We start from the raw sequence: 24785 nt of genomic DNA, 5'->3' as shown, positions 1-24785 counted from the left end.
GCTAGGAACTGCGCGCGATGATCACCGGCATCCGGACCCCGTGCAGTACCGCGGTGCTGACCGAACCCAGCAGCATTCCCGCGAATCCGCCGCGGCCATGGCTGCCGACGACGACGAGTTGCGCGGACTCGGATTGCTCGATGAGCTGACGCGCGGGCCGGTCGGCGACGACGACCCGGCGCACCGGCACGTCGGGATAACGCTCCTGCCAGCCGGCCAGCCGCTCGCTGAGGGTCTCCTCGCCGAGTGCCTGCATGGTCGACCAGTCCACCCCGGGGAACTCGAAGACCCCGGTGTCACTCCAGGCGTGCACGGCCAGTACATCGACTCCGCGGAAACTGGCCTCCTCGAACGCAATTGAGGTGGCCAGCTCGGAGGCGGGCGATCCGTCGATTCCCACCACCACGGGTGCTTTCGACGGGTGGGCCATCAGTGGGTCCTCGTCGTGGATGACCGCCACCGGGCAGTGGGCATGGTGGGCCAGTCCGGTGCTGACCGATCCGAGCAGGCTGCGGGCCAGCGCGCCGCGGCCGCGGCAGCCGACGACCACGAGCCCGACGTCCTTGGTCTGCTCGACCAGGGTCGGCACGGTGGGGCCTGCCACCATCTCGCTGGTGATCTCGATCGGATGGTCCCGGGTGGCCTCGGCGGCCGTCCGGACCGCGGCGTCGAGGATCTCCTGTCCCGATTCCTCCTGCCACTGCAGATATCCCGGCGGCAACGGAACCTCGGGGAAGGTCATCACCACCGGTGGGTTGAGAATGTGGACCAATTTCAGTGGCGCGCCGTACATCGCCGCGTCGCGTGCGGCCCAGTCCACGGCGACCTTGGACTCCGGCGATCCGTCGACGCCGACCAGAATTCCGCGATGAGTTGTCGGAGTTGACATTTCATTCTCCTTCTTCTGCGCTGTCTCCAACGCTAGGTCTAACGGTCCCCGTGATCATGAGGCCTTGGTCACCTACCGGATGGCCACAAGGCCCTGATCGCGCGGGTGCGCTTGTGGCAGGGTCGCAGCTATGGGCATCGACAGTGCGGACATCGGCCTGCCGGTGGCAATCGACCCGCGCTACCACGACGCGGTGTTGTTCGACCTCGACGGTGTGATCACCGACACGGCGGCGATACACGAGCAAGCGTGGGCCGAACTCTTCTGCGACTACGACTTCACCCCCACCGATTACCGGCATTACATCGACGGTAAACCGCGCTACGACGGGGTGCGGGACTTTCTGGCTTCTCGCTCGATCACACTGCCGTGGGGCTCACCGGCCGACGAGGGCTCCGACACCATCTGCGGGCTGGGCAACCGAAAGCAGCAGCTCTACCTCGCGCGCATCGCCGACGGGGTGCCGACCTTCGAGTCCACGGTGGCGCTGGTGCGCCGCCTCGACGAGCTCGGGGTGGGTACGGCGGTGTACTCGGCGAGCCGCAACTGCGAACGCGTGCTGGAATCCGCGGGCATCGGTAGCTATTTCGCGGTCCGGGTCGACGGCATCACCGCCGAGCGGTTGGGACTGCCGGGCAAGCCCGACCCGGCCATGCTGCTGGAGACCGCCCGCCGGCTGGGCGCCAGGCCCGGACGGTGCGTGGTGGTCGAGGACGCCGAGGCCGGGGTGGCGGCGGGGCGGGCCGGCGGGTTCGGGCTCGTGATCGGCGTCGACCGCAGCGGCCAGGCTGCCGAGAGTCTGCTGAGATACGGCGCCGACACGGTGATCGGTGATCTCGCCGACGTCACCGTGCGCGCCATCGACCGGCGGATGTCGGCACTGCCCGATGCGCTGCTGTCCTTCGGCCAGATCGCCGGTGTGGTGGCCGCCCGCCGCCCGGCACTGTTCTTCGACTTCGACGGCACCCTGTCGGACATCGTCGACGATCCGGGCGCGGCCACGCTGGTTCCCGGCGCCGACAAGGCACTGCAGTCGCTGGCCGCGCTGTACCCCGTCGCAGTGCTCTCCGGTCGCGGGCTCGACGACATCCGCGACCGGATCGGGATCCCGGGCCTGTGGTATGCGGGCAGTCACGGGTTCGAGATGGTGGGCCCCGACGGGGTCCACCGCGAGAACGAGACCGCCGCGGCGGCCGCACCGCTGCTGGCGCAGGCCGCCGACGAACTGCGGGCAGAACTCGCCGACATCACCGGAATCTTCGTGGAGCACAAGCGGTTCGCCGTCGCGGTGCACTACCGCAACGGCGGCACCGATGCCGAAGCGGTGGCCACCGCCGCGGTACACCGCGCCGGTGTGCGGCACGGCCTGAAGGTGACCTCGGGCCGCAAGGTCGTCGAGTTGCGGCCGAACATGGACTGGGACAAGGGCAAGACGCTGGAGTGGATCGTCGACCAGGTGGCCGGCCAGGAACCCCTGCTGCCGATCTACCTCGGCGACGACCTGACCGACGAGGACGGGTTCGACTCGGTGCTGCACGACGGCATCGGCATCGTGGTGCGCCACTCCGAGGACGGCAACCGCTGCACCGCCGCCCGATACTCCCTCGACGACCCGACGCACGTCCGCGAGTTCGTCGAACGACTGGTCGAGCAGTGTGACGTCGACCGTCAGATTCTCTCCAGCCCTTGGTCGTTCACCTTCGGCGGCTATATCCCCGAGCAGGAGCGGCTGCGTGAGGCGCTGTGCACCGTCGGCAACGGATACCGGGCCACCCGGGGCTGCGCGCCGGAGGCCGACGCCGGCACGTTCCACTACCCCGGCACGTACTCGGCCGGGCTCTACAACCGCCTCACCGACGAGGTGTCCGGCGTTCGCATCGAGAACGAGAGCCTGGTCAATCTGCCGAACTGGCTGTCGCTGAAATTCCGCATCGACGGCGGTGACTGGTTCGACATCGACTCGGCCAACCTGCTGTCCTATCGGCAGAACATGGACCTGCGCCAGGCCGAGCTGTACCGGGAGTTCCGGTTCCGCGACCCCGGCGGGCGCACCTGCCGGGTCGCGCAGCGGCGTATCGCGGCCATGCACCTGCCGCACGCCTGCGCCCTGGAGACCACCGTCTGGGCCGAAGACTGGTCGGGCACAATCGAATTCCTGTCGCTGATCGACGGCGATGTGCGCAATTCGGGGGTGGACCGCTACCGGGACCTCTCCGATGACCACCTCGTGGCCACCACCACCCGCGAGCTGTCCCCCGACTCGGTGCTGCTGGTGTGCCAGACGGTGCAGTCGCGGATCCCGATCGCGGTGGCCGCCCGCACCACCGTGTGGCGCGGCGAGGACGCACTCGAGATCGACAGCCGCTTCGTCGACGAGGAACGCCGCACCGGTCACGACTTCGTGGTGTCGGTGTCACCGGGTGAGTCGGTGACCGTGGAGAAGATGGCGACCATCTTCACCGGCCGCGACCACGCCATCTCCGAACCGGGTGAAGCCGCGCACCGGCTGCTGAGCCAGCTCGGCCGCTACAGCGATCTGCGCGACGGGCACGTCCGCGAATGGGCGCACCTGTGGGAGCGTTTCGACATCGCCTTCGACGACAATCCCGATGCCATGCGGGTGGTGCGTCTGCACCTGCTGCAGCTGTTGCAGACGGTGCCCAACCGTGCCGTGGACCTCGATGCCGGGCTGCCGGCACGTGGCCTGCACGGCGAGGCCTATCGCGGCCACATCTTCTGGGACGAGCTGTTCGTGTTCCCGGTGCTCAACCTGCGCTTCCCGGCGATCACCCGCTCGCTGCTGCGCTACCGCTACCGCCGGCTTCCCGAGGCGCGCCGCGCCGCCGCGGAGGCGGGCTACGCCGGGGCCATGTTCCCCTGGCAGTCCGGCAGCGACGGGCGCGAGGAGAGCCAGAAGCTGCACCTCAACCCGAATTCGGGGCACTGGAATCCCGATGCCAGCGCCCGCGCCCACCACATCGGTATCGCCGTGGCCTTCAACGTCTGGCAGTACTACCAGGTCACCGGTGACCTGGAGTATCTGATCGAGAACGGCGCAGAGATGCTGGCCGAGATCGCCCGTTTCTGGGTGAGTCGCGCCGAGTACGACGAAGCGTTGGGCCGCTATGTGATTCGGGGGGTGATCGGGCCCGACGAGTTCCATTCCGGCTACCCTGACCGGCCCTACGACGGTATCGACAACAACGCCTACACCAACGTGATGGCGGTGTGGGTGATCGTGCGCGCCCTCGACGCCCTAGATGCGTTGCCGCTGCGCGACCGCCTGGACCTGATGGAGACCATGGGCATCCATGGCCGCGAACTCGACCGGTGGGACGAGGTGAGCCGGCGGATGTATGTCCCCTTCCATGAGGGTGTCATCAGCCAGTTCCAGGGCTATGACCAACTGGCCGAACTCGATTGGCACGGCTACCGCGAGCGCTACGGGAACATCCAGCGACTCGACCGCATCCTGGAGGCCGAGAACGACAGCGTCAACCGCTACCGCGCCTCCAAGCAGGCCGACGTACTCATGCTGTTCTACCTGCTGTCGTCCGACGAACTTCGGGAACTGTTCGCCCGCATGGGCTACCGGCTCACCCCGGAGCAGATCCCCAAGACCGTCGACTACTACCTGCACCGCACCTCGCACGGTTCGACGCTGAGCGGTGTGGTGCACGCCTGGGTGCTGGCCCGCGGTGACCGCGAACGGGCGATGCGCTACTTCCAGCAGGTCCTGATGTCCGATGTGGCCGACATCCAGGGCGGCACCACGGCCGAAGGAATCCACGTCGCCGCCATGGCCGGAAGCATCGACCTGCTGCAGCGATGCTTCACCGGGCTGGAGACCCGCGCCGACCGGTTGATCCTGAGCCCGATGTGGCCGGAAAGTCTTGGGGCGCTTCGCCTGCCGATCTTCTACCGCGGCTACCGGTTGCACCTGACGATCCACGGCCGCAGCGCCGAGGTCAGTGTCGATCCGGCCGACCATCCCGCGATCGAGATCGAATGCCGCGGGCAGGTGCAAACTCTTACGCCGGGAACGACGCTGCGCTTCCCGTGAGGTCAGTGCTCGGTACTGGTGCGCCCGCCGTCGTCACCGACCAGGGCGCGTAACCCCCGGTCCCACTGGGCGTGCCTGCGCCGCTCGAGGCGGAAGCGCACCAGCCCGGTCACCGAGGCGACCACGGTCAGCACCGACAGCCACAGCACGACACCGGCTACGATGCCATCGCTGGCTGCCCGCCGCGGGGGCATCGGCGGACCGGTATAGGCGCCCGCCTCGTCGACCCAGATCGTGAGCTTCTCACCGACACCGGCGGGTCGATCCCAGCCGAACACATCTTCGTGCGCAACGCCGTGGTCGTACCAGCGGGCGTGGACGTCGAAGGACACCTCATAGGGCCGAACCGTCGAGGTGCTGTCGTCGAGTACCGTCGCCGCCACGGTGTGGCGGGTCCGCACCTGCTCCTGGTAGGCCGCGCTGCGACTGGCGTGCACCTCGGTACCGATCGCTCCCGCGAGCGGCAGGGCCAGCAGCACCAGGGCGACGGCCAGGATCGACACCAACGATTCGACTCGGTCGCTGGTGCGCACCAGGGCATTTCGCGTGAACAGCCGCCAGAGCCACCCGTGCGGACCGGTCACGATGGTGTCCATACCGGCGGCACTACCCCGCTTTGCTCACTGCGTCGGCACCGACGATGAAGGCGCCGTCGTTGAGCCAGTCCGCGATGTCGGGAAGCGGGCGCCGCGGGGTGGCCGGCAGCGGGTCGGCGTTGATAGCCGCCCAGCCGAGCCGCAGCAGCATCTGCGGGTGCCCGCTGGTGCCGAATACGTCGGCCCGCACGGCTTCACGGGTCTCGGGGATCTCGAGCGGTTCGGTCACCGGGCAGGTGGCCAGGCCCATCGCGGTTGCCGACAGCAGCACCAGACTGGTGGCCTCCCCGGCCCGGACCCGGGCCAGGTCGTCGTCGGTCTCGGTGCCCAGCGCCAGCATCACGCCGTTGTCCTCGACCGGAGACGCCAGCGCGGGTTGTTTAAGCGCGGGTCCGGCGAAGGCCCGCGCGGGGATGGGGGCGCGAGAATCGACCGGCGGGGCGTTTCGGGCGGGTACCCCGGCCACCGATCCGTGCCGCCCGCTCCACGCGTTGAGCTCGGTGAGGTAGTCGGTGTCGGTGTTGTGCCTGGCGACCGACTCGGCCACGATCGCGTTGAGCTGCGGCAGCAGCTCGATCTGGCGCAGCATCACCCCGGCGCGGGCAGCGCGTGCACCCATCAGGGCGATATCGCCGACGGGCACCGGCCAGGAACCGTAGGTGCGTCGGTCGGTGCGCCGACGGGTGATGGCCGCGGCCAGGGTGACGTCGAGCTCGCCCGGTGCTTGCGGGTGGAGCTCGAGCGAGGCGACGTGGTCGCGATCGGCTGGGTTCGGGAACCGGTGGACCTTGGCCTGCCAGCCCATCGCCGCCAGGGCCACCGTGCAGTGATGCAAGGTGGCACCGCAGCTGATCAGCATGTCGCGGCGGTCCGGGTCGGTTCTGGGCAGATGCCGGCTGGGGTCGGCGTCGAGCTGGATGCTGTGTGGCCCCACTCGCCAGTGCCAGGGCTGGGAGTTGTGCACCGAGGGTGCGCGCGCCGCCAGGCTGAGTGCGGCGCGCACCGTTTGCGGGTCAGGAAAATGCGCGCTCATGGTTCTCGCCGCCTTCTCTGGTCGATCTCTCCTCCCAGAGTCGCCCAGACCGCGCCGACGAGACCAGAGACGTTAGTCCCTTGCTGCGGGGACTTGTGCAGCCGTTCTTCGGCCGAGCGGGCCCATCGTCATCCCCTGTGCAGGAAGCCCCTGCGGCGCTTGGGCTCCGGCGGCCCGGCGGCCTCGATGATGGCGCGAATGGTGTGTTTGCAGCGCCCGCATTCGGTTCCGGCGCCGCACGCTTTGGCCACCTGTTTGGTGGTGGTCGCCCCCGCAGCGACGATGTCAGCGACTGTCTGGCTGGTGACACCTTTGCACAGACAAACGAACATGGCTGCCGCTCAGGCGTTCTCGTCGATACGCAGCATGTGCTTGAGGCGACCGACGAAGATCGGCGGGTAGGCGCCGACACCGGCACCGGCCATCCATTCCGCGACCGAATCCGGGTGGTCGATCCAGCGGCTCGCGTCCTGCTCGGAGTCGATCTCCTGCAGGATCATCACCTCGTGCTCGTCGTCGAACGCCCCGAACACCCGCAGATTGCGGATACCCGCGTCGGCGAATCGGGGAAGCGCACGTCGAATGCGTGAGATCAGCTGCGATACATCCTCGACGCGGGCGATCGTCGACATGATGACCCCGGGGGTGGTGTCCGGGTCGGTCGCGCTGACGGCGATCTTCTCGACGGTGTCACCGGCGAAGATGGCCGGGATGTCCTGCAGACCGACGGAGTCGAACCAGCTCAGGAACAGTCCGGACCGCAGGACCTCGAGGATGGGTTCCCTGCTGCGCAGCGAGATGGTGACCATGACACGGCCGGGGTCACGGGTGGAGGTGTAGACGAGTACGTAGTGCGCACCGAGGTCGGCGAGCGCGGCCTGGCTGCGCTGCAGCACCGGCCACACCTTGTCCGGGTCGGGCACCCGGTAGTCCATGGCGAGTACCAGCGTGTGCTGCTGGTCATCCGCCGCGGCAGTCATGGCGCCCTGGGCTAGTCGCTGGCCGGCAGGGGTTTGGCGGTCTTCTGCTCCAGCGGCGTGGTGCCCACCGACAGGGTGCCCGCGCCGGCCTTGGTGACCAGCACTTCGGCGCCGCTGTCGTCGACGTAGCGCTTTCCCATCACCGCGCCGCCGGCGAAGTCCGGGTCCAGGCTGGCGTCGGCGGCCTTCTCGGCGTCGAGCGGGATCATCGCCACCCCGCCGGCCCGCAGGTCGTCGAGGCTCTCCGACGAGCGCACGACGATCACCTGGGTGTCACAGACCTGGCTTTGCAGCCGGGTACCGGTCTTGATCATGGTTGTCCTCCCTGAGATCTAGGTGGTGGGCGTCTTGAGTTCGTCGGCCAGCTGCCGGCGCAGCACCTTGCCGGTCGGCGTGGTGGGCAGTTCGTGGCGGAACACCACCCGGTCCGGCGTGCGCGAGCCCCGCAGATGCGCACGCACGTGGGCGCGCAATTCCTCGGGATCCGGCGCGATGTCGGTGACGGGCACCACGACGGCGACCATGATCTGGCCCCATTCGGCGTCCTCGACGCCGACGACGGCGACGTCGTGGACATGGGGATGCTCGACGAGGACGTCCTCGATCTCGGCGGGGGCGATGTTCTCCCCGCCGCGGATGATGGTGTCATCGGAGCGCCCACCGATGAAGAGGTATCCCTCGGCGTCGAGGTAGGCGACGTCCTTGGTGGGAAACCAGCCGTGTTCGTCGAGGACGGACCCGATTTCGGCGTACTTGCCCGACACCTGCTCACCGCGCACGAACAGCTCCCCGACTTCCTCGGGGCCCAGCACGGTGCCGTCCTCGGCGCGAATCTGCACTTCGATGCCCGGCACCGGTTGTCCGACCGAGCCCAGCCGCTTCCGGGCGGATTCGTCGGCGGCCGTGTGCGCCGCGCGGTGGTCATCGGGTGTGAGAACCGCGATGGTGGAACTGGTTTCGGTCAGGCCGTAGGCATTGACGAAGCCGACTTCGGGCAGCAGTTCGAGGGCTTTGCGCACCAGCGGAAGGCCCACCTTGGATCCACCGTAGGCCAGCGTCCGCAACGCGGGCAGCGGGGTGGGATCTGATTCCAGCTGACTGATGATCCGGTCCAGCATGGTGGGGACGACGGTCGCGCTGGTGACCGCTTCGGACGAGGCCAGCCGGATCCACTCCGTGGCGTCGAACTTGCGCAGATACACCATCTTTCGGCCGGCGTAGAGATTGGACAGCGCGGCTCCGACCCCGGCGATGTGGTAGGGCGGCACGCAGATCAGGGCGGCGTCGCCGGGCTCCGCCGAGGCGAACTCGACGGTACCCGTCACGTAGCTGGTGAGGTTGTTGTGGGACAGCTCAACGGCTTTGGGCCGCGATGTGGTGCCCGACGTGAAGAGCACGACGGCGACATCGTCGGGGTCAGGGAACTCGGCGACCGGCTCGGCTTGCGCAGCGGCGGCGACGAACTCCTGGGACTCGATCCGGCTGGCCCCCAAACCGGCTACCACGTCGGCGTATTCGGCGTCGAACACCACCAGCGGCTGCGGGAGCCGGTCGATCAGCTCGGCCAGCGCCTCACCGGAGAGGCGATAGTTGAGCGGGGTGAACGGACGTGCGGCGCGCGCCGAGGCGAAAATGAGCAACGGCAGCATCACCCCGCCGGTGCCCACGTAGACGATGCTGTCCGCACCGGATGCCGCGATGACCCCGGCACCGCCGTCGGCTAGCGCGTTCAGCTCGCCGACGGTCAGCCGCTGGTCGTCGGAGACCACACCGATGCGGTCGGCGTCCGAGGCCGCCATCTCCAACAGCAGTGCAACGCTCATCGATTCACTCCTCGTGGCGCCAGATGCCTAGACAGGGTTGAACTCCGAGATCTTCCAGCGGTCCTGGTCCTTGACCAGGGTCACCAGCACGCTGCTGGTGGCCAGCGCGGGGTCGGGCCGGTCCTTGCTGGTGGTCACCTGGTTGACGAACACCAGCACCACCGCCCGGCTCGGCTCCATCTGCGAGACAGCGGCACGCGCGACGGTCGCCTCGGTCTTGACGCCCTTCTGTTTGGCGGCCGGCGCCACGATCTGGTCGGTGAACTGGCTGTAGTACTTCAGGAACTCACCGGTCAGGTGCGACTTGGCGTTGGACAGGTCCTTGTCCAACGTGTCCGGCGCGTAGGACAGCAGGGCGACCGTGCCCTCGCGGGCGGCGTCGGTGACCTGCTGCTGGGCCTTGGCACCGGTCTGCTGATCCGGGCGGTACATCCACCAATAGACCCCTCCGGCCGCACCGGCCGAGGCGACCAGCAGCACGGCGAGCAACGCTGCTACCCACCGCCGCCGAAGCCCACCGGCCGCGCGGCCCAACGCACCGGGAGTGGGCTCCTCGGCGGTGTCGGCTTGGGTGGCTTCAGCCTCGGTGCCCGTGGTATCAGTCTCCTCGACAGACTCTGTCTTGTCGGAGTCCTCCACTGACTCGGTCTTGGTCTCTTCGTCGGCACTGCTCATGGCACGAACTCCACATTCGACATCTTCAGTTTGTCCCCGTCACGTGTCACCGTCACACTCATCCGCCACGCCCGCGGATCCTGTTTAGCCCCATTGGCATTGGTCACCTGCGACGACGCCGCAAGCAGGACCACCCACGAATCACCGGTGTCGCCCTCCAGCGCGGCGGCGTTGATCGAGCCGACCGTCACCGCCTTGGACTGCTCGGCGGTCTTGACGAAATCGTCTGCGCCCTTGGTGAAGTCGTCCTTGAACGAGCCCGTCGACAAGTCGATCACCCGCTGCACGTCGGCCTTGGCGTGGGTGTAGTCGATCGACAGCAACGCGGTCACACCGTCTTTGGCCGCGGTGACGATCGCGGCGCGGTGGGCTCGCTGGGCCTCGACCCGCTGGTGTTGCCAGATCATCAGCCCGGTCAGCGCCAGCAGGGCACAGATACCCAGCACGACCAGGCCCGCCACGATCTTGGACCACGGCAGCCGCGACCACCAGGGCCGGCCAGGCTCGGCATCGTCAGGCTCGACGTCGTGGGTCTCGGCCCCGTCGGTATCGGCCTCGGCGGTGTCGGATGCGCCACGCAGCCGCGCGGCCGTCGCCTTCGCCCGGGCCGCCTCGGCGCGCGCCTGCGCCTCGGCCGCTTCAGCCTCAGCCAGCTGCGCCATGACCTCGGAGACGGCATCGTCTCCGTCTACCGCAGCACCTTTGCTGTTCACGTCAGACGCCATACCACCTACACATGTCCGAACTCCTCCCTGGACCAAGCATCCAGCCAGCGTACGGGCGCTCGCTGAGCGCTGGCCGCCGACCGCCGCTCATTGTCGGCGATCCGCCGCGAGAGCGACGAGGCGGCCGAGACCGGCGCTGGCGCGAGTACCGCACCAAGTGCGAGAATGACATTATCACTGGGCGGAAATCATGCTATACCAGGGTGGTCAGCCACAAGCACCGCGACGTGGGAGAACAGGGCTTTCATGGCCTCAGCGCAGGTGGTCTTTCATAACCTTGCCGGTCGCATTGAGCGGAAGAGCCTCCAGAAACTCAACCGTCCTGGGCACCTTGAACCCGGCCATCCGGTCGCGGCTCCAGGAGATGAGGCCGTCCGCCGACACGTCCGCACCGCGTTTGGGCACGACGAACGCCTTGCCGACCTGCCCCAGACGCTCGTCGGGCACACCGATGACCGCCGCCTGCGCGACCGCCGGGTGTTCCATCAGGAAGCCCTCGATCTCGGCGGGGTAAGCGTTGAAGCCGCCGACGATGAACATGTCCTTCTTGCGGCCGACGATGCGCAGCCGCCCGCTGTCGGTGAAGCACCCCAGATCGCCGGTGTGCAGCCAGCCCTCGCTGTCGATAGCCTCGGCGGTGGCCGCCGGGTCGTCGAAGTAGCCCTGCATCACGCTGTATCCGCGCACCAGCACCTCGGCGTCGTGCGCCAGCCGCACCTCGACGTCGGCGACGGGCAGGCCCGCGGTGGTGGCGATGTCGTCGAACGAGTCACCGGGCCGCGACATCGTCGCCGTTCCGGCCTCGGTCAGACCGTAGCCGGTGGCCAGCGTCTGGAACGGAAGCTCCTCGTGGACTCGGCGGATGAGTTCGACTGGGATGTCGGCCGCACCGGTGACGCCGGCGCGCAGGGTGGCCAGCTTGCTCTTGTCCTCGACCGCGAGCAGGGAGTGGTACAGCGTCGGCGGGCCGGGCAGCATCGTGATGCGTTCGGCGGCAATGAGTTCGACCACCCGGTCGATGTCGAAGACCGCAACCGGGAGCATGGTCGCGCCCCGGATGAACGACGCCAGGCAGCCCGCCTTGTAGCCGAAGGTGTGGAAGAACGGGTTGACGATCAGGTAGCGGTCGCCGCGGCGCAGGTCGGCCAGGTCGCACCATTCGGAGTACATCCGCAGGTTCTGCTGGTGGTTCATCATCACGCCCTTGGGCCGCCCCGTGGTCCCGGAGGTGTAGATGATGTCGGCGATGTCAGTGCCGCGGACGGCCCGCTGCACCGGCGCGCCGTCCTCGAGGAATCCCGAGGTCAGATCAAAGGTGGGTACACCCGGCGGCGCGGTGAATTCCTGCTCCAGGAAACCCTTCTCGACGAGGACGACCTTGGCGCCGCTGCGGGTGATGATGTCGGCGGCCTCGGCGGTCTTGTACCGGGTGCTCACCGGAACCACGACGGCCCCCGCGGTGAGGGCGCCGAACGCGGCGATCATCCAGTGCGCCGAGTTGGGTGCCCAGATCGCGACGCGGTCGCCCTTGTCGACACCGGCGTTGGCGAATGCGCCTGCCGCGCACCGGACCCGGTGGGCGACCTCGGCGAACGTAAGACGCAGCGGACCGTCGACGACAGCTTCACTGTCGCCGAACCGGTCCGCTGCGCTGGCGACCATCTCGGGGATGGTCCGCGGATGCTGATCCGAGAAGGTCACACCGTGATGAGGCGGCTCAGGTTGCCGCCCATGATCTTGGCCTGGTCCTCGGCCTTGAGGTGCGAGAGCGCCTCGACGTAGTAGGTGGGCTCGGCCAGGCCTTCGGGGTGCGGCCAGTCCGAACCGTAGAGCACCTGCTCGACACCGACCAGGTTCACCAGATCGTCGATGCCGTCCTCGAAGAACGGGCTGACGTGGATGCGGCTCTTGACCATCTCGACCGGGTCGCTCGGGAAGGCTTCGGGGGCCTTGCGGAAGACCTCGGCCAGGCCGTCGAGCAGCGGGGTCATCCACTTCGAGCCGGCCTCGACAATCGCGACCTTCAGCTTCGGGTGGCGGTACAGCGCACCGTGGATTACCCAGGAGCCCACCGAGTCCTGGATCGGGCGCCACTCGTTGAGGATGCCCATCGCGTTGGTCTGGAACGGCAGCATCTCGGCGCTGGCACCGTCCCATTCGGAGGTGTAGCGCGAGTAGCCGCTGTCACTGGAGTGCATGCCGACCAGCAGGTCGTACTCCACGACCCGCTCCCAGAACGGATCAAACTCCGGCAGCGCGAAGGACCGCGGGCCGCGGAAGCCGGGCACCGGCGCCGGGCGCACCAGGATGCAGCGGGCGCCACGTTTGACCGCCCACTCCAGCTCCTCGATCGCCTTCTCCACGATGGGCAGGGTGATCACCGGAGTGGTGAAGATGCGGTTCTGGTAGTTGAAGCCCCACACCTCGTCGAGCCACTGGTTGAGCGAGTGGACCAGGACGTGGATGGCGACCGGATCGTCGCGCAGCCGCTCCTCGATCAGGCTGGCCAGGGTCGGGAACATCAGCGTGCGGTCCAGCCCCAGCTCGTTCATCACCTCCAGGCGCGGGCCGGGCTCGAAGAACGCCGGGATCGCACGCATCGGCTCACCGAAGAGCTCCCGCTTGGTCTTGCCGTCGGGGTTGCCGTACTTGAAGTACTCCTCCCAGGCGCCCGGGCGGGCGACGACCTCGAAGGTCGGGTTGGGGATGTAGTTGCTGATCTGGCCGCGCAGCGCGATCTTGGTGCGGCCGTTCACCTGTACGTACTGGACGAAGTCCTTGTACTCCTTGGGCAGGTACTTCGTCAGCGCCTCCGGCGGCTCGTACAGGTGATTGTCCGCGTCGAAAATCGGAAACGGGACGTCGACCCGGTGCGACAGCTGACCCATGAAATCCTCCTTATGCAGTTAGCGAGAATCATATTCTCACAACCGCGCCAAGGCAATACGTTCCCTCTTCCGCTCTCGCACCGTTGCGCATTTTCTTACAAACCAGTAAGTTGGCCGCCATGACAGTCATCAGCCCCGCCGCGATCACAGACCCCAAAGCCGTCGAGGAGTTCTGCCTGCACTGGGCAACCGCATGGAACAACCACGACGGTGACGCGGTCGCCGCGCTGTGCGCCGAAGACCTCGTCTACGACGAACCCGCGCTGGGTGAGACCGTGCACGGCCGGGAGCCGATCAGGGCCTTCGTCAACGAGATGGCACGGTCGTTCCCGGACAACACATTTCGCCTCGAGGGCCTGTTCGCCGACGTCCGCCGCCGGGCAGTGCTGGTGGCGTGGAAGTTCACCGGCACCTTCGCCCGAACGGGGCGGGTGGTCGAATTCCACGGCGACGACCGCCTCGAGTTCGGCGAGGACGGACTGATCACCGCCTACCGGTGCCTCTACGACAACGACCTCGTCAACCGCCAGATCCGCAACACCGATCGGTGACCCAGCGACCGCCGACACCCCGGGTGCACAAACCCGCGGCCATCCGCCGCCAGGAAATCATCGGCGCCGCTGCCGCGGAGTTCGCCGAAAATGGCTTGGCAGGAACACGATTAGAAGCGATCGCTGCCCGGGCAGAGGTCTCCCATCCCCGCGTCGTGCAGATGTTCGGCTCCAAACGCTCGCTGTTTCTCGACGTCGTGGCGTGGGTCTTCGACAGCGTGACCGAGGCCTTCGTCGCCACCCCCGAACCCACGCTGGTGGCGCTCGGCGATGCCTACCGTCGCCTGCTGCAGCGCGACAGAACCGTTGCACTGGTGATGCTGCACGCGTATGCTGCGGCCGGTGACCCGATTGTGCGCGACGATGTGGCCGCACGGTATATGGCGTTGCAGCACAAGGTCACCGAGCTCACCGGCACTGATGCAATGGGCGTACGGACGTTCTTCGCGACCGGGCTGCTGGTGACGGTCTCGACCGCGCTGGCGCTGCCGGGCAAACGCACCGACGCACAGTGGGGCGGCTGGCTGCTGGAGCTCGTCACCCCGGCCGTCAGCGGGCGGCCGTAGAGTCCCCGCGCGCCGGCGCGGTGCCGATCACCCCGTCGGCTTCCAGCGCGGCGATCTCACCGTCGGACAATCCGAGCTCACCAAAGACCTCGTGATTGTGCTGTCCCAGCAGCGGCGCGGGGGCAACGTGGAAGCGTTGGGGGCCGGCCGAGAGCCGGAACGGCAGCGTGGTGTAGTGGGCGGGTCCGTTGACGGGGTGGTCCAGTTCTTCGAAGAACCCGCGGGCGGTGAGCTGGGCGAGTTCGGTCTGGCGGTGTGGCTGCATCACCGGGGCGACCGGAACACCGTTGTCCCATAGGGCGGCGACGATCTCGTCGCCGCTGCGCTGGCGGCACCAGGCGCCCAGGTGTTCGTCGATGGCGTCCTGCTGTGCGCGCCGCCCGGCCACCGTCGAGAGCACCGGGTCGGCCGCCCAGGCGGGGTCACCGAGTGCGGCTCGCAGAGCCCGCCACTGCTCGTCGGTGGCAATGGCGATCGCCACCCAGGAGTCGTCGCGGCCGAACTCGTCGATGTCGTTGGTGCGGTACAGGTTCTGGGGTGCGGCCGCTGGCCCGCGGTTTCCGGCACGTTGCAGCACCGCCCCGTAGGCGGTGTATTCGACGACCTGTTCGGCGGCAATGTTGAGGGCCGCGTCGATCATCGCCGCCTCGACCAGTGAGCCCTCCCCCGTGCGACGCCGGTGCTCGAGTGCCAGCAGCACAGCGTTGAGGGCGTGCAACCCCGCGTTGGGATCGCCCAGCGAGTACGGCTCGTACGGGTTGCGATCGGGGTAGCCGGTGAGCCAGCTGATCCCCGCTGCCGCTTCGATGACATAGGCGAACGCCGGGCTGTCCCGCCAGGGCCCGTCGAGGCCGAACCCGGGCATCCGCAGCATGACGATGTCAGGCTTGATCCGTCGGACGGCGGCGTAATCCAGGCCCAGCTGGTCGAGCACCCGCGGGGTGTAGTTCTCGGCGATGACGTCGGCGGTCGCGATCAGCCGGTTCAGCAGCTCGCGGCCGCGTTCGGTGGCCAGGTCGACGGTGATGTCCTTCTTGTTGGTGTTCAGCGCGGCGAAGATCGGCTGCTTTTCCCACCAGTGGTCCTCGGTCACCGGCACACCGGCGATCATCCGGGTGCCGTCCGGGCGGCGCGCGGACTCGACGTGGATCACGTCGGCACCCAGCAGCGCCATCGGGTGGGTGCACGACGGCCCCGCCCAGAAGGTGGTCAGATCGAGGACGCGAATGCCGTGCAGCGGCAGCGTCTTCGCCTGCGCGCCGGCGGTGCGTGGCGGTCGGGCCGCGGCGCGGTGCGCCTCGGTGTGTTCACCGAGGCGTGGCGCGGGCGCCGGCGGGCGCAGGTCGACGCCGGAGATCCGGTAGGGGTATGCCGGTTGACGGAAACCGGCCGGGTTGTCGACGAACGAGCCGCGCTCGCGGAAGTGGTCGAGGGACTCGATGCTGGCGCCGTTGGCAACCGGGGCATTCGGGATTCGAAACGCCGTCGCCAGCTCACGCACCTCCTCACCGGTGTGCTCGGCCACCCAGGCGTACAGTTCGCCGGCCTTCTCGTTGGCCTGTTCGGTGATCGACAGCGGCGAGTCCTCGTCGATCCAGTCCTCGTGCCCGGTCATCGCGCACAGGTCGAACCACTGCTGAGCGGTGCCGCAGCCGATGTCCACCAAACCATCGCTGGCGCGAGCGATTCCGGGCACGGTGAGCTTTCTGGAATCCCGCCACGGTCGGCCCAGCATCTCGTAGTAGGTCACCGGGTAGTAGGTCAGCCCCATCACGTGGCTCTCCAGCATCGACAGGTCGATCAGTTCACCGGCGACACCACCGTGAACAGCGGTCAGAATGGCGGCGCTGGCGTAGGCCCCGGACAGGTAGTCGCCGACCTGTCCCCCGACGTAGACCGGTGCGCGATCCGGTGCGCCGCGGCCCAGCCCGACGATGCCGCCGGACCACGCCTGCAGCGTGAATTCCGTTGCCGCACGACCACTCCAGGGCCCGTGCAGGCCGAACGGGGTGATCGACGCGACAATCAGGTGCGGGTGGCGCGCCAAAATCGACTCCGGCGCCAACCGGGACAGCTCGACCACCGGCGACCCCGGCGACCACACCACGGCGTCAGCGGAGGCGAGTAGTCGCTCGACGAGGTCCAGGTCGGCCGCAGCCGCGGGGTCGGCGACCACGCTGTGCTTTCCGCCGGCCAGGAAGCTGAACAGGGCACCGTCGCGCCCCGGTGGAATCGAGGCGCCGGAGGCCGACCACCGTCGTAGTGGATCACCCTCGGGCGCTTCGACTTTGACCACGTCGGCGCCGCCGTCGGCGAGCAGCTTGGTGCAGTAGCCGCCGGCGATCCCGGTCGAGAGGTCGACGACCACGAATCCGCTCAGGGGCGGGCCTGCCACAGCGCTACTTCTTCTTCTTCGGCTTGCCGTTCTTGCGGCCCGCCTTCGACAGTCGCCATTCCGGCGGGAACTTGCTGTCGTTGTCCTTGACCGCACCCGAGAGGCCTTCGTCGAGGGCCTCGTGCATGTCCAGATCGCCTTCGTCGTGGGCGATGCTCGCCCCCATCGACTCGAAGTAGCCGCCCAGCAGGCTGCCCATGTACTCGCCCTGGAACTGCTTCATCACTTCGAAGAAGATCTTCTGCTGGAACACCGTGTCGGTCGGGCGGTTGCGAGCGCAGGCCTGCGCGTACTTGTCGACCTCGGCCTCGAGGTCCTCGCGAGGCACCACGCTGTTGAGGAAGTTGCATTCCGCCATCTCGGCGGCGGTGAACGGCCGGCCCGTGTAAACCATCTCCTGGAACTTGCGGATGCCCATCATCTGCGCCCACCACCACATGCGGGGTCCCCACCCGTAGTAGCGGAACGACGGATGGCCGAACAAGGCGTCGTCGGAGGAGATCACCAGGTCGGCGTCGGCCGCCTGGTAGAAGTGCCAGCCGTAGCAGTACCCCTTGACCTCGAGGATCGAGATCTTCTTGAAGTCCTGCAACGTCCTGATTCCCGAATGCGGGCTGGCATACCAGGAACTGATCGTGGCGCCCCGCCGGAAGGAACCCTTGGGCGGGTACTTGACCTCACCGGCGGCGATCCGGAACTCCGACAGCCGCGGACCTTCGTCCTCGGCCTCCTGCATCTCCATGAACTCGGGCAGATCAGCGCCGCTGCCCAGGTCGTCGCCGACGCCGCGGATCACCAGAACCTTCACCTCGTCGTCGACGCCGGCCTGGTACAGCAGATCCGAATACCGCAGCCGCGCGGCGGCGGTCGGCGCGTTGAGATACTCCGGCCGGTCGAAGGTGATCGTGGCGATCCTGGTCTTCGGGTTCTTCTCGTAGCGGATGATCTCCTCGGCCGGCGGCCGTGTGGCCTCAGCCATTCGGGTCGCCCCAGGCCGGGCTCGACGTCAGAACCTCGGCCCCGTCGTCGGTGATCAGTATCGAATCGCGACGGAACACCGCACCGACACCCGGCTCGAACACGTATCCGGTGACGGCCAGGACCATGCCGGGCTCGAGGTGTTCGGCAGCCGCGGTCGCGGCCAGCTGCGGTGAGACCACCGGCGAGTCGAAGCCGACCCCGAGCCCGTGGGCCACCGGAACCACCGGAAGTGGTTCGCCCACAGCCTCGTACGCGGCCAGTAGACCGGCGTTGGGCGCTCCCGGGCGACACGCTCGGAGCAACGCGGTGTTCAGTCGCTGCGATCGTTCGAACAGGTCGCGGGTGGCCGCGGTGGGCTCTCCGATCGGAACCGTGCGGCCGACTTCCCCGATGTAGCCGCGATCGAGCACTCCGGAGGCGAAGGCGACCAGGTCACCGTCGTGCACCAGGCCCTCGCCGGTCACTCTGCGCCACGGATGGTCGGTGGCGGTCACCCACACCGCGTCCTGGTGAGCCGGGCTGCTGACACCTCCGGCGGTCATCGCCTCCAATAGCACCGCGGTCAGGTCCTGCACCGAGGCGCCGTCGCGAACGCTGGTCAGTGCCGCAGCCAGTCCGACCTCGGCGACCCGGACGGCTTCGCGCAGCGCCTCGATCTCCTCGGCGGTCTTGACCTTCCTGGCCGCCTGCATGGCCGCCTCGCCGTCGACCAGCTCGGCGTTGGGAAACGCCAGCGGCAACAGCTGGGCGAAGCCCGGCGACAGCGCGTCCGAGCCCACCCGCCGGGCACTGGCCGCGCCCGGGATCTTCTTCAGGTTCTCGATGGTGTTCACCGGGTTCCACGCGATGCCGTAGAGGTTCTCGTGCGGAATGTCCTCCGGCACACCCTCGTCCCACGTGCTCAGCAGGTGCACCGCACCGTTGCGCAGCAACACACACGACGGCGCGAACGGCCGGGTGCCGGCCACCCAGAGTTGTTGGGCGCCACTGACATAGCGAATGTTGGACTGCCGGCCCAGGACAAGGACGTCCAGGTCGTGGGCTTCCATCTGGGCCAGTGCGCGAGCCCGCCGCCCGGTGCGGAGAACGCGCTCGTCGCCCAGGACTTCAGTCGCCATAGGGCGAGTACGGGTAGTCGGTCAACTTGATCCAGCCTTCCTCGGTGATGACGATGATCTCCTCGCTGCGGTAACCGCCGGTGCCGTCCTCCCACACCACGGGCTCCAGCACCAGCACCATGCCTGCCTGCAGGACGTAGTTCTCGTCGAACTCGTCACCGAGATCGGTTCCGATCATCGGCATTTCAGCGGCATTGACACCGATACCGTGGCCCAGATAGAAGTGCGGCAGCCAAGGTTTGGTTCCGTCGTTGGCCGCGATCGCGGCCCGGCCCAGATCAGCGGCCGTCGCACCGGCGCGGGTGACATCCAGGACCGCCGTCATGATGTCCTTCCACCGGCGGTACTGAGCCTGCTGGCGCGCGGTCGGGTCCACCCCGACGGTCCAGGTCCGGCCGAAGTCCGAGCAGTACCCGCCGTAGGTGATCGACACGTCGGTCCACAACACCTCGCCGGCCTGCAGTGCGCGTTCGGTGGACAGCAGCGGCAGCGCCAGGTCGCCGTGGGTGGTCCACACCCCGTCGGCCTTGGTGTTGGGCATGACCTGCCAGATCGGCTCGAGCATGCTGGCCACCGCGCCGAGTTCGAAGGCGCGGCGCAGGAATTCAGCCGACAGGTCGATCTGCCGGACTCCCGGAGCGAGCGCTCGCTGCACGTCGACCATCGCCGTGTCGGTGATGCGGACCGCCTTGTGGATGCAGCCGATCTCGTCGGCTGTCTTGACGGTCTTGGCGGCACCGACGACCACGGCGGCATCACCGGGGTTGCCGTCGGGGAACAACCGGCTCTGTGCGCGGCGCATCGCACCGGTGAGCTCGTCGACGGCGATGCTGGTCCCCCGCGGCACCAGATCGCCGAGCGTCTTGGCGAAATGCTCAACGCCCTCGTCGAATTCGAGATAGACCGGCCCGTGCAGATGGTCGGCGGGCAGCTCGGTCTCCTCGGCCGCGCCCTCACGGAACGGCAGGAACAGGTGCGGTGCCGGATCGTCGGCGAGCACCAGCGCCACCGGGCGCTCGACATGGGACAGGCCGGCGTCACCGAGCGGCCAGCTGGTGCCGGTGGCATAGGTGACGGCGTTGTTGCCCAACAGAATCAGCGCTCCGACATCGCGCTCGGCCATCGCCGCACGCAGCCGCGCTCCGGTCTCGGCACGCATCCGGGTGCGATCGGGGTGTGTCGGGATATCGGCGAGGGACCGCACCGGTCCCGTCAGTGACGTGGTCATGAGACGCCCAGGAACTTCTTGATGTTGGTGCTGCAAATCTTGACTGCCGCGTCCTGGCCGACGGCGTCGACCACCGATTTGATCGACTTCTGCGAATACCCGAACGTGCTCTCGTTGTGCGGGTAGTCCGACGACCACATGACGTTGTCCACACCGATCTCGTCGAGCAGTCGCAGGCCCAGCGGATCCACCATGAACGAGGCACTCATGTGCTTGTTCCAGTAGTACCGGATGTCGTGCTCGACTCGGCGATTGAACATGTGCTGATAAGAGGCCAGCAGATGCTCGGCGTCCTGCAGCGCGGTGGCGACCCAGGCGATGCCGCCCTCGAACCAGCCGACCCGCAGCGACGGGTGCCGGTCGAGGATGCCCGAGAACAAGTACTTGGAGAAGGTCTCGCGGAAGCCGTCGACGTTGATCATCATGCCGACGACGACGCTGTTGACCTCGCACGGCGTCTTGGGCGGTGTCTCGCCGATGTGGTGGGAGACCGGCAGTCCGGCCGACTCGATCTCGTCCCACACCGGGCTGAACGCGGTGCTGCCGTAGTCGATGATCTCGCCGTCGACGCCCTTGCCCGGGTTCAGCGGCAGCAGGAACGTCTTGAGCCCCAACGACTTCACCTCGGCCAGGGTCCGGCGGGCACCATCGGGATCCCACCAGTTGATCAATCCGACACCGTGGAAATGGCCGTTGCTGCGCTCCTGGACGTCGGCGATGTGCTCGTTGTAGATGCGGAACACCCGCTCGCGCAACTCCATGTTCGGGTAGTGGAACAGCGCCAGAACGGCGTTGGGGAACGCGAGCTCCTTGTCGACGCCGTCGTCGTGCAACTCGGCGATGCGGGCGTCGATGTTGACCGTCGCGGCGCCGGCCAGGTCGTCGTACTGCATCAGGACGCGGCTGAAGTCCAGCGGCAGGAAGGTCTGGCCCTTGGCCTTGCCGACCATGTAGGCGCCGTCCTCGTACCAGATGCGGGGCGCCTTCTCCTTGAGTTCCGGCGGGAACTTCTCGTAGAAGATGTCCTCGGACAACGAGATGTGGTTGTCCGCGGAGAACACCTCGGTGCCTGCGGGCAGCCCGTTGTCGTCGTCGGCGTGGGTGTGTCGGTCCTTGGGTGCGCCGAGACCACCGCTGGGATAGAGCGTGCTAGTGGGTGCTGACATCGGTGATGCTCCAATCGGGCTGTGGATAGCGGTTTTTCACCACGTAACGGGGACTTCGTAGACGCCGTACGCGAGGTGATCCTCCGCGAACGGCACCTCGTCGAAGGGGATCGCCAACGTCATGTTGGGCATGCGGCGCAGCACAGTGGGGAACACGATCTGCATCTCGGCACGGGCCAGTTGCTGGCCGACGCATTGGTGCCGGCCGTAGCCGAATCCCAGCTGCTGGCTGGCGTCCCGGGTCAGATCCAGTTGCTCAGGGTTGGCGTACATGGCGGGATCCCAGTTGGCCGGGGCGAGATCCAGGATCACGCCCTCGCCGGCCTTGATGGTCTCGCCGGCGATCTCGATGTCTTCGAGGGCCACTCGGCGCTGACCGGTCTGGATGATCGACAGGTAACGCATCAACTCCTCGACCGCATTCGCGATGAACTTGGGGTCATCGGAATCACGCAGCAGCGCAGCCTGTTCAGGGTTCTGCAACAACGCCAGCAGACCGAGTCCGATCATGTTGGCGGTGGTCTCGTGCCCCGCGATCAGCAGGCCGGTGCCCAGCTGCGCGGCTTCCTTGACGTCGATCTCGCCGGCGTTGACGCGTTCGGCGAGATCGGAGATCGCGTCCTCGGCGGGCTCTTTGCGCTTCTTCTCGACCAGGTCGATCAGGTACTGGTGCAACGACATCGCGCCCTTTTGCATGGCGTCGGCCGCGGCGTAGCGGGCCAGCCCGGCGTTGGCGTGTTCTTGGAAGAACTCGTGATCCTCGTACGGCACGCCGAGCATGTCACTGATGACGCGCGTGGGCACCGGCAGGGCGATCTTCGCGACCATATCGGCGGGCTGCGGTCCGGCCAGGATCTCGTCGATGCACTCGTCGGTGACCTGTTGGATGACGCCGCGCAGTGTTTCCACCCGGCGGAAGGTGAACGGCTTGGACAGCATCCGCCGGAAGCGGGTGTGCTCCTCGGCGTCGGAGGTGAACACTGAGCGCGGCCGCTTGTTGACGGTGACGAGCATGTGCTCGTTCCAGTGCGGGAATCCCGACTTTCGGTCATCGACGCTGATCCGCGGATCGGCGAAAAGCGAACGGGCCGCTTCATAGCCGGTCACCAGCCACGGAGTGCTGCCGTCCCAGATCCGCACCCGCGACAGCGGTCTGGTCTCGGTCATCTCGAGGAGCTTCGGCGGCGGGGCGAACGGGCAGCTCGCGGCGCGGGCCATCGGATAGTCCGGTACGGCGCCGGCCGCCTCGGTCGGGTCAGTCGTCAATGTGTCGGACATGGCTCACTCCTCGACGTCGATGGCCTGCGCCGGACATGCCACGGCGGCGCGCCGCACGCTGTCGGCCAGGTCTTCAGCGGGGTTGTCGGTCAGCAGGATCACGACGCCGTCCTCGTCGCGCTGGTCGAACACCTCGGCGGCGTTGAGCACGCACTGACCCGAGGACACACACTTGTTCTGGTCTACGGTGACCTTCATCGCTGCTAAACCTGTCGTGTCACGGGGGCCAGCCACAGCCCGACGATGGCGTCGATGAGACCGGAAGCCGCTGCGCGCCAACTGTTTATCGGCAGCGGTGAGCCTTCGGCGAGGGCCCGCTCGTATTCGGCGCAGGTATGCATCAACAGGTTGCGCGCCATCATGTTGCGCTCGATGCGCACCGGGGCGGGCACCTCGGGCAGGCAGCGGTTGATGCCCTCCAGGACGGTGACGAGGGCCGGCAGCGCCAACGCATCGCGGGTGACCGTCTTGTGGTAGGCCGGGTCCGCCATCACCTGTGCGGCGAAGCGGGCGTACCAGGTGGGGTTGCCCAGTGCGGTCAGGTGATCGGTCAGCGGCAACACCAGGCACTCGACCCAGTCGCGCAACTCGGCGGACTCCCCCACCTGGGCGACCCGCTGTTCGCGCAGTCGTTCCACCGGGACGGCGTGCTTGTGCTCGATCGCCCGGACCAGGTCGGTCTTGGTGCCGAAGTGGTATCCGACGGCGGCGTTGTTGCCCTGCCCGGCGGCCTCGCTGACCTGGCGGTTGGAGACCGCGAAGACACCATGCTCGGCGAACAGCCGCTCGGCGGCAGTCAGGATCGCTTCCCGGGTGAGGCTGGCCCGATCGGTGCGGGAGCTCCGGGACGAGGTAGAGGAGGTGGTCACGGTGGTCATCGTCGGCAAGTCAACTCCGCTCTACGGATTAAGTCAAGCGATTGATTTAAGAGCTCGGGTTGGTTTTCCGCTTCGGGTTCGGCTTGCCGGCTGCCGTCCCCCCGTCGACCGGAAGCACCGTTCCGGTGATGTAGGGCGAGCGGTCACCGGCCAGGAACAGCGCCGCCTCGGCGACGTCGGCGGCGGTGCCCTCACGCTCCAATGGGCGGTCGGCGCGCATCTGCGCCCGGATACCGGCCTCGAACTTCGCGACCTTCTCCGGATCCATCCCGGCCGCCGAGGACGCGACGATCGCCGTGCGGATGTGGCCCGGTGCCAGGCAGTTCACCCGGATCTCGTGGTCGGCCAGTTCGATCGCCGCGCACTTGGTGAAGTGGATGACCGCGGCCTTGGAGGCCCGGTAGGTCATCACCCCGCCGCCGGCCTGCATACCGCCGATCGAGGTGACGTTGATGATCGAGCCGCCACCGGTTTCGGCCATGTGCCGGGCGGCATCTCGCGTTCCGGCCATCACCGCCCGGAGGTTGATCGCCATCACGCGATCGAAGTCGGCGAGGTCGTCGACGAGGAAGCTGCGGTGCATCGTGCCCGAGATGCCGGCATTGTTGACCATCACGTCCAGACCGCCGAAGCGGTCGACGGCGGTGTCGACCAGGCGGGTGATCTGCTCGGGTTGCGCGACGTCGGTCGCGACGAACGCCGCCCGCTCACCGAGCCGGCCGGCCAGTGCGGCGCCGCGCTCGGCGTCGACGTCACCGAAGACCACGGCCGCACCCTCGGCCACGAAGCGTTCGACGACCGCCGCGCCGAGCCCTGACGCACCGCCGGTGACGACCGCGACCCTGCCTGCCAATTCGTTTCCCATCCCGGCAGTCAACTCGGTGGCCGCGAATCAAGTCAAGCGGCTGACTTAAATGATGGGATGACGGATCGCTCACCGCCGCGCACCATG

General features: G+C 67.7%; 23 protein-coding genes. 3 read left to right on the top strand and 20 right to left on the bottom strand.

Translation table 11 applies throughout. The features are described from left to right. Nucleotide 1: 1 nt before the first annotated feature. Nucleotides 2-889 carry a universal stress protein gene (locus tag HBE64_RS07350; protein ID WP_167099735.1) on the bottom strand — a complete coding sequence of 296 codons (888 nt, stop codon included), beginning with the start codon at nt 887-889 and terminating at the stop codon, nt 2-4. Nucleotides 890-1019: 130 nt separating this feature from the next. Between HBE64_RS07350 and otsB the strand changes: the two genes are divergently transcribed. After that, nucleotides 1020-4952, top strand: a complete 3933-nt coding sequence (gene otsB, locus HBE64_RS07345) for a trehalose-phosphatase (protein ID WP_167099732.1) — start codon at nt 1020-1022, stop codon at nt 4950-4952. A 2-nt stretch (nt 4953-4954) separates the two neighbouring features. On the opposite strand, the gene HBE64_RS07340 is transcribed toward otsB, so the two are convergent. The 10 genes from HBE64_RS07340 to HBE64_RS07295 form a co-directional block, all read right to left on the bottom strand. After that, complete coding sequence (locus tag HBE64_RS07340; RefSeq protein WP_167099729.1) at nt 4955-5548, bottom strand: hypothetical protein; 594 nt, start codon at nt 5546-5548, stop codon at nt 4955-4957. 10 nt (nt 5549-5558) lie between these two features. Continuing rightward, nucleotides 5559-6581, bottom strand: a complete 1023-nt coding sequence (locus HBE64_RS07335) for a nitroreductase family protein (protein WP_167099726.1) — start codon at nt 6579-6581, stop codon at nt 5559-5561. A gap of 128 nt (nt 6582-6709) precedes the next feature. After that, a complete protein-coding gene (locus HBE64_RS07330; protein WP_167099723.1) occupies nt 6710-6913 on the bottom strand; it encodes a bacterioferritin-associated ferredoxin in 204 nt (67 codons plus the stop codon). Between the two features lie 9 nt (nt 6914-6922). Continuing rightward, the gene (locus tag HBE64_RS07325; protein WP_167099720.1) at nt 6923-7561 is read right to left on the bottom strand and encodes a fatty-acid--CoA ligase; all 639 of its coding nucleotides are present in this window, start codon (nt 7559-7561) and stop codon (nt 6923-6925) included. Between the two features lie 11 nt (nt 7562-7572). Continuing rightward, nucleotides 7573-7875 carry a hypothetical protein gene (locus HBE64_RS07320; RefSeq protein ID WP_167099717.1) on the bottom strand — a complete coding sequence of 101 codons (303 nt, stop codon included), beginning with the start codon at nt 7873-7875 and terminating at the stop codon, nt 7573-7575. An 18-nt stretch (nt 7876-7893) separates the two neighbouring features. Beyond that, on the bottom strand, nt 7894-9384 hold the full coding sequence (locus HBE64_RS07315) for a class I adenylate-forming enzyme family protein (RefSeq protein ID WP_167099714.1): 1491 nt from the start codon (nt 9382-9384) through the stop codon (nt 7894-7896). 27 nt (nt 9385-9411) lie between these two features. Then, nucleotides 9412-10059 carry a twin-arginine translocation pathway signal gene (locus HBE64_RS07310; protein ID WP_167099711.1) on the bottom strand — a complete coding sequence of 216 codons (648 nt, stop codon included), beginning with the start codon at nt 10057-10059 and terminating at the stop codon, nt 9412-9414. Beyond that, a complete protein-coding gene (locus HBE64_RS07305) occupies nt 10056-10784 on the bottom strand; it encodes a hypothetical protein (protein ID WP_167099708.1) in 729 nt (242 codons plus the stop codon). The genes HBE64_RS07310 and HBE64_RS07305 overlap by 4 nt, the downstream gene beginning before the upstream one ends. Before the next feature lie 252 nt (nt 10785-11036). Continuing rightward, nucleotides 11037-12446 carry a FadD3 family acyl-CoA ligase gene (locus HBE64_RS07300; RefSeq protein WP_208300662.1) on the bottom strand — a complete coding sequence of 470 codons (1410 nt, stop codon included), beginning with the start codon at nt 12444-12446 and terminating at the stop codon, nt 11037-11039. A 35-nt stretch (nt 12447-12481) separates the two neighbouring features. Next, complete coding sequence (locus HBE64_RS07295; protein ID WP_167099702.1) at nt 12482-13672, bottom strand: amidohydrolase family protein; 1191 nt, start codon at nt 13670-13672, stop codon at nt 12482-12484. 119 nt (nt 13673-13791) lie between these two features. Between HBE64_RS07295 and HBE64_RS07290 the strand changes: the two genes are divergently transcribed. Both HBE64_RS07290 and HBE64_RS07285 read left to right on the top strand, forming a co-directional pair. After that, nucleotides 13792-14223, top strand: a complete 432-nt coding sequence (locus HBE64_RS07290; protein WP_208300580.1) for a nuclear transport factor 2 family protein — start codon at nt 13792-13794, stop codon at nt 14221-14223. After that, nucleotides 14220-14789, top strand: a complete 570-nt coding sequence (locus tag HBE64_RS07285) for a TetR/AcrR family transcriptional regulator (protein WP_243841524.1) — start codon at nt 14220-14222, stop codon at nt 14787-14789. The genes HBE64_RS07290 and HBE64_RS07285 overlap by 4 nt, the downstream gene beginning before the upstream one ends. Here HBE64_RS07285 and HBE64_RS07280 read toward each other — a convergent pair. The 9 genes from HBE64_RS07280 to HBE64_RS07240 are packed head-to-tail and all read right to left on the bottom strand — an operon-like array spanning nt 14773 to nt 24698. Next, complete coding sequence (locus HBE64_RS07280; protein ID WP_167099699.1) at nt 14773-17184, bottom strand: CaiB/BaiF CoA-transferase family protein; 2412 nt, start codon at nt 17182-17184, stop codon at nt 14773-14775. The two genes, HBE64_RS07285 and HBE64_RS07280, sit on opposite strands and share 17 nt — an antisense overlap. A gap of 4 nt (nt 17185-17188) precedes the next feature. Further along, nucleotides 17189-18163: an enoyl-CoA hydratase/isomerase family protein gene (locus tag HBE64_RS07275; protein ID WP_167099696.1), complete on the bottom strand. Its 975-nt coding sequence runs from the start codon at nt 18161-18163 to the stop codon at nt 17189-17191. After that, complete coding sequence (locus HBE64_RS07270; protein WP_167099693.1) at nt 18156-19283, bottom strand: Xaa-Pro peptidase family protein; 1128 nt, start codon at nt 19281-19283, stop codon at nt 18156-18158. Before HBE64_RS07270 ends, HBE64_RS07275 begins: the two co-directional genes overlap by 8 nt. Then, entirely contained in the window at nt 19273-20511 is a 1239-nt protein-coding gene (locus HBE64_RS07265) for a Xaa-Pro peptidase family protein (RefSeq protein WP_167099690.1), read from the bottom strand. The genes HBE64_RS07270 and HBE64_RS07265 overlap by 11 nt, the downstream gene beginning before the upstream one ends. Continuing rightward, nucleotides 20508-21677, bottom strand: a complete 1170-nt coding sequence (locus HBE64_RS07260; protein ID WP_167099687.1) for an amidohydrolase family protein — start codon at nt 21675-21677, stop codon at nt 20508-20510. Before HBE64_RS07260 ends, HBE64_RS07265 begins: the two co-directional genes overlap by 4 nt. 36 nt (nt 21678-21713) lie before the next feature. Then, the gene (locus tag HBE64_RS07255; protein WP_167099684.1) at nt 21714-22955 is read right to left on the bottom strand and encodes a cytochrome P450; all 1242 of its coding nucleotides are present in this window, start codon (nt 22953-22955) and stop codon (nt 21714-21716) included. Nucleotides 22956-22958: 3 nt separating this feature from the next. Continuing rightward, nucleotides 22959-23153, bottom strand: coding sequence for a ferredoxin (locus HBE64_RS07250; protein ID WP_167099682.1), 195 nt, complete (start codon nt 23151-23153; stop codon nt 22959-22961). Between the two features lie 5 nt (nt 23154-23158). Beyond that, nucleotides 23159-23833 (bottom strand): TetR/AcrR family transcriptional regulator, encoded by a 675-nt coding sequence (locus tag HBE64_RS07245; RefSeq protein ID WP_167099680.1) that lies wholly within the window; start codon nt 23831-23833, stop codon nt 23159-23161. A gap of 46 nt (nt 23834-23879) precedes the next feature. Beyond that, a complete protein-coding gene (locus HBE64_RS07240) occupies nt 23880-24698 on the bottom strand; it encodes an SDR family NAD(P)-dependent oxidoreductase (RefSeq protein WP_167099678.1) in 819 nt (272 codons plus the stop codon). Nucleotides 24699-24785: the final 87 nt, after the last annotated feature.

The sequence above is a fragment of the Mycobacterium sp. DL592 genome (assembly GCF_011694515.1).
Classification (GTDB): Bacteria; Actinomycetota; Actinomycetes; order Mycobacteriales; family Mycobacteriaceae; genus Mycobacterium.
The sequence above is the reverse complement of the archived record's forward strand: the minus strand, read 5'-3'. Positions and strand labels throughout refer to the sequence as shown.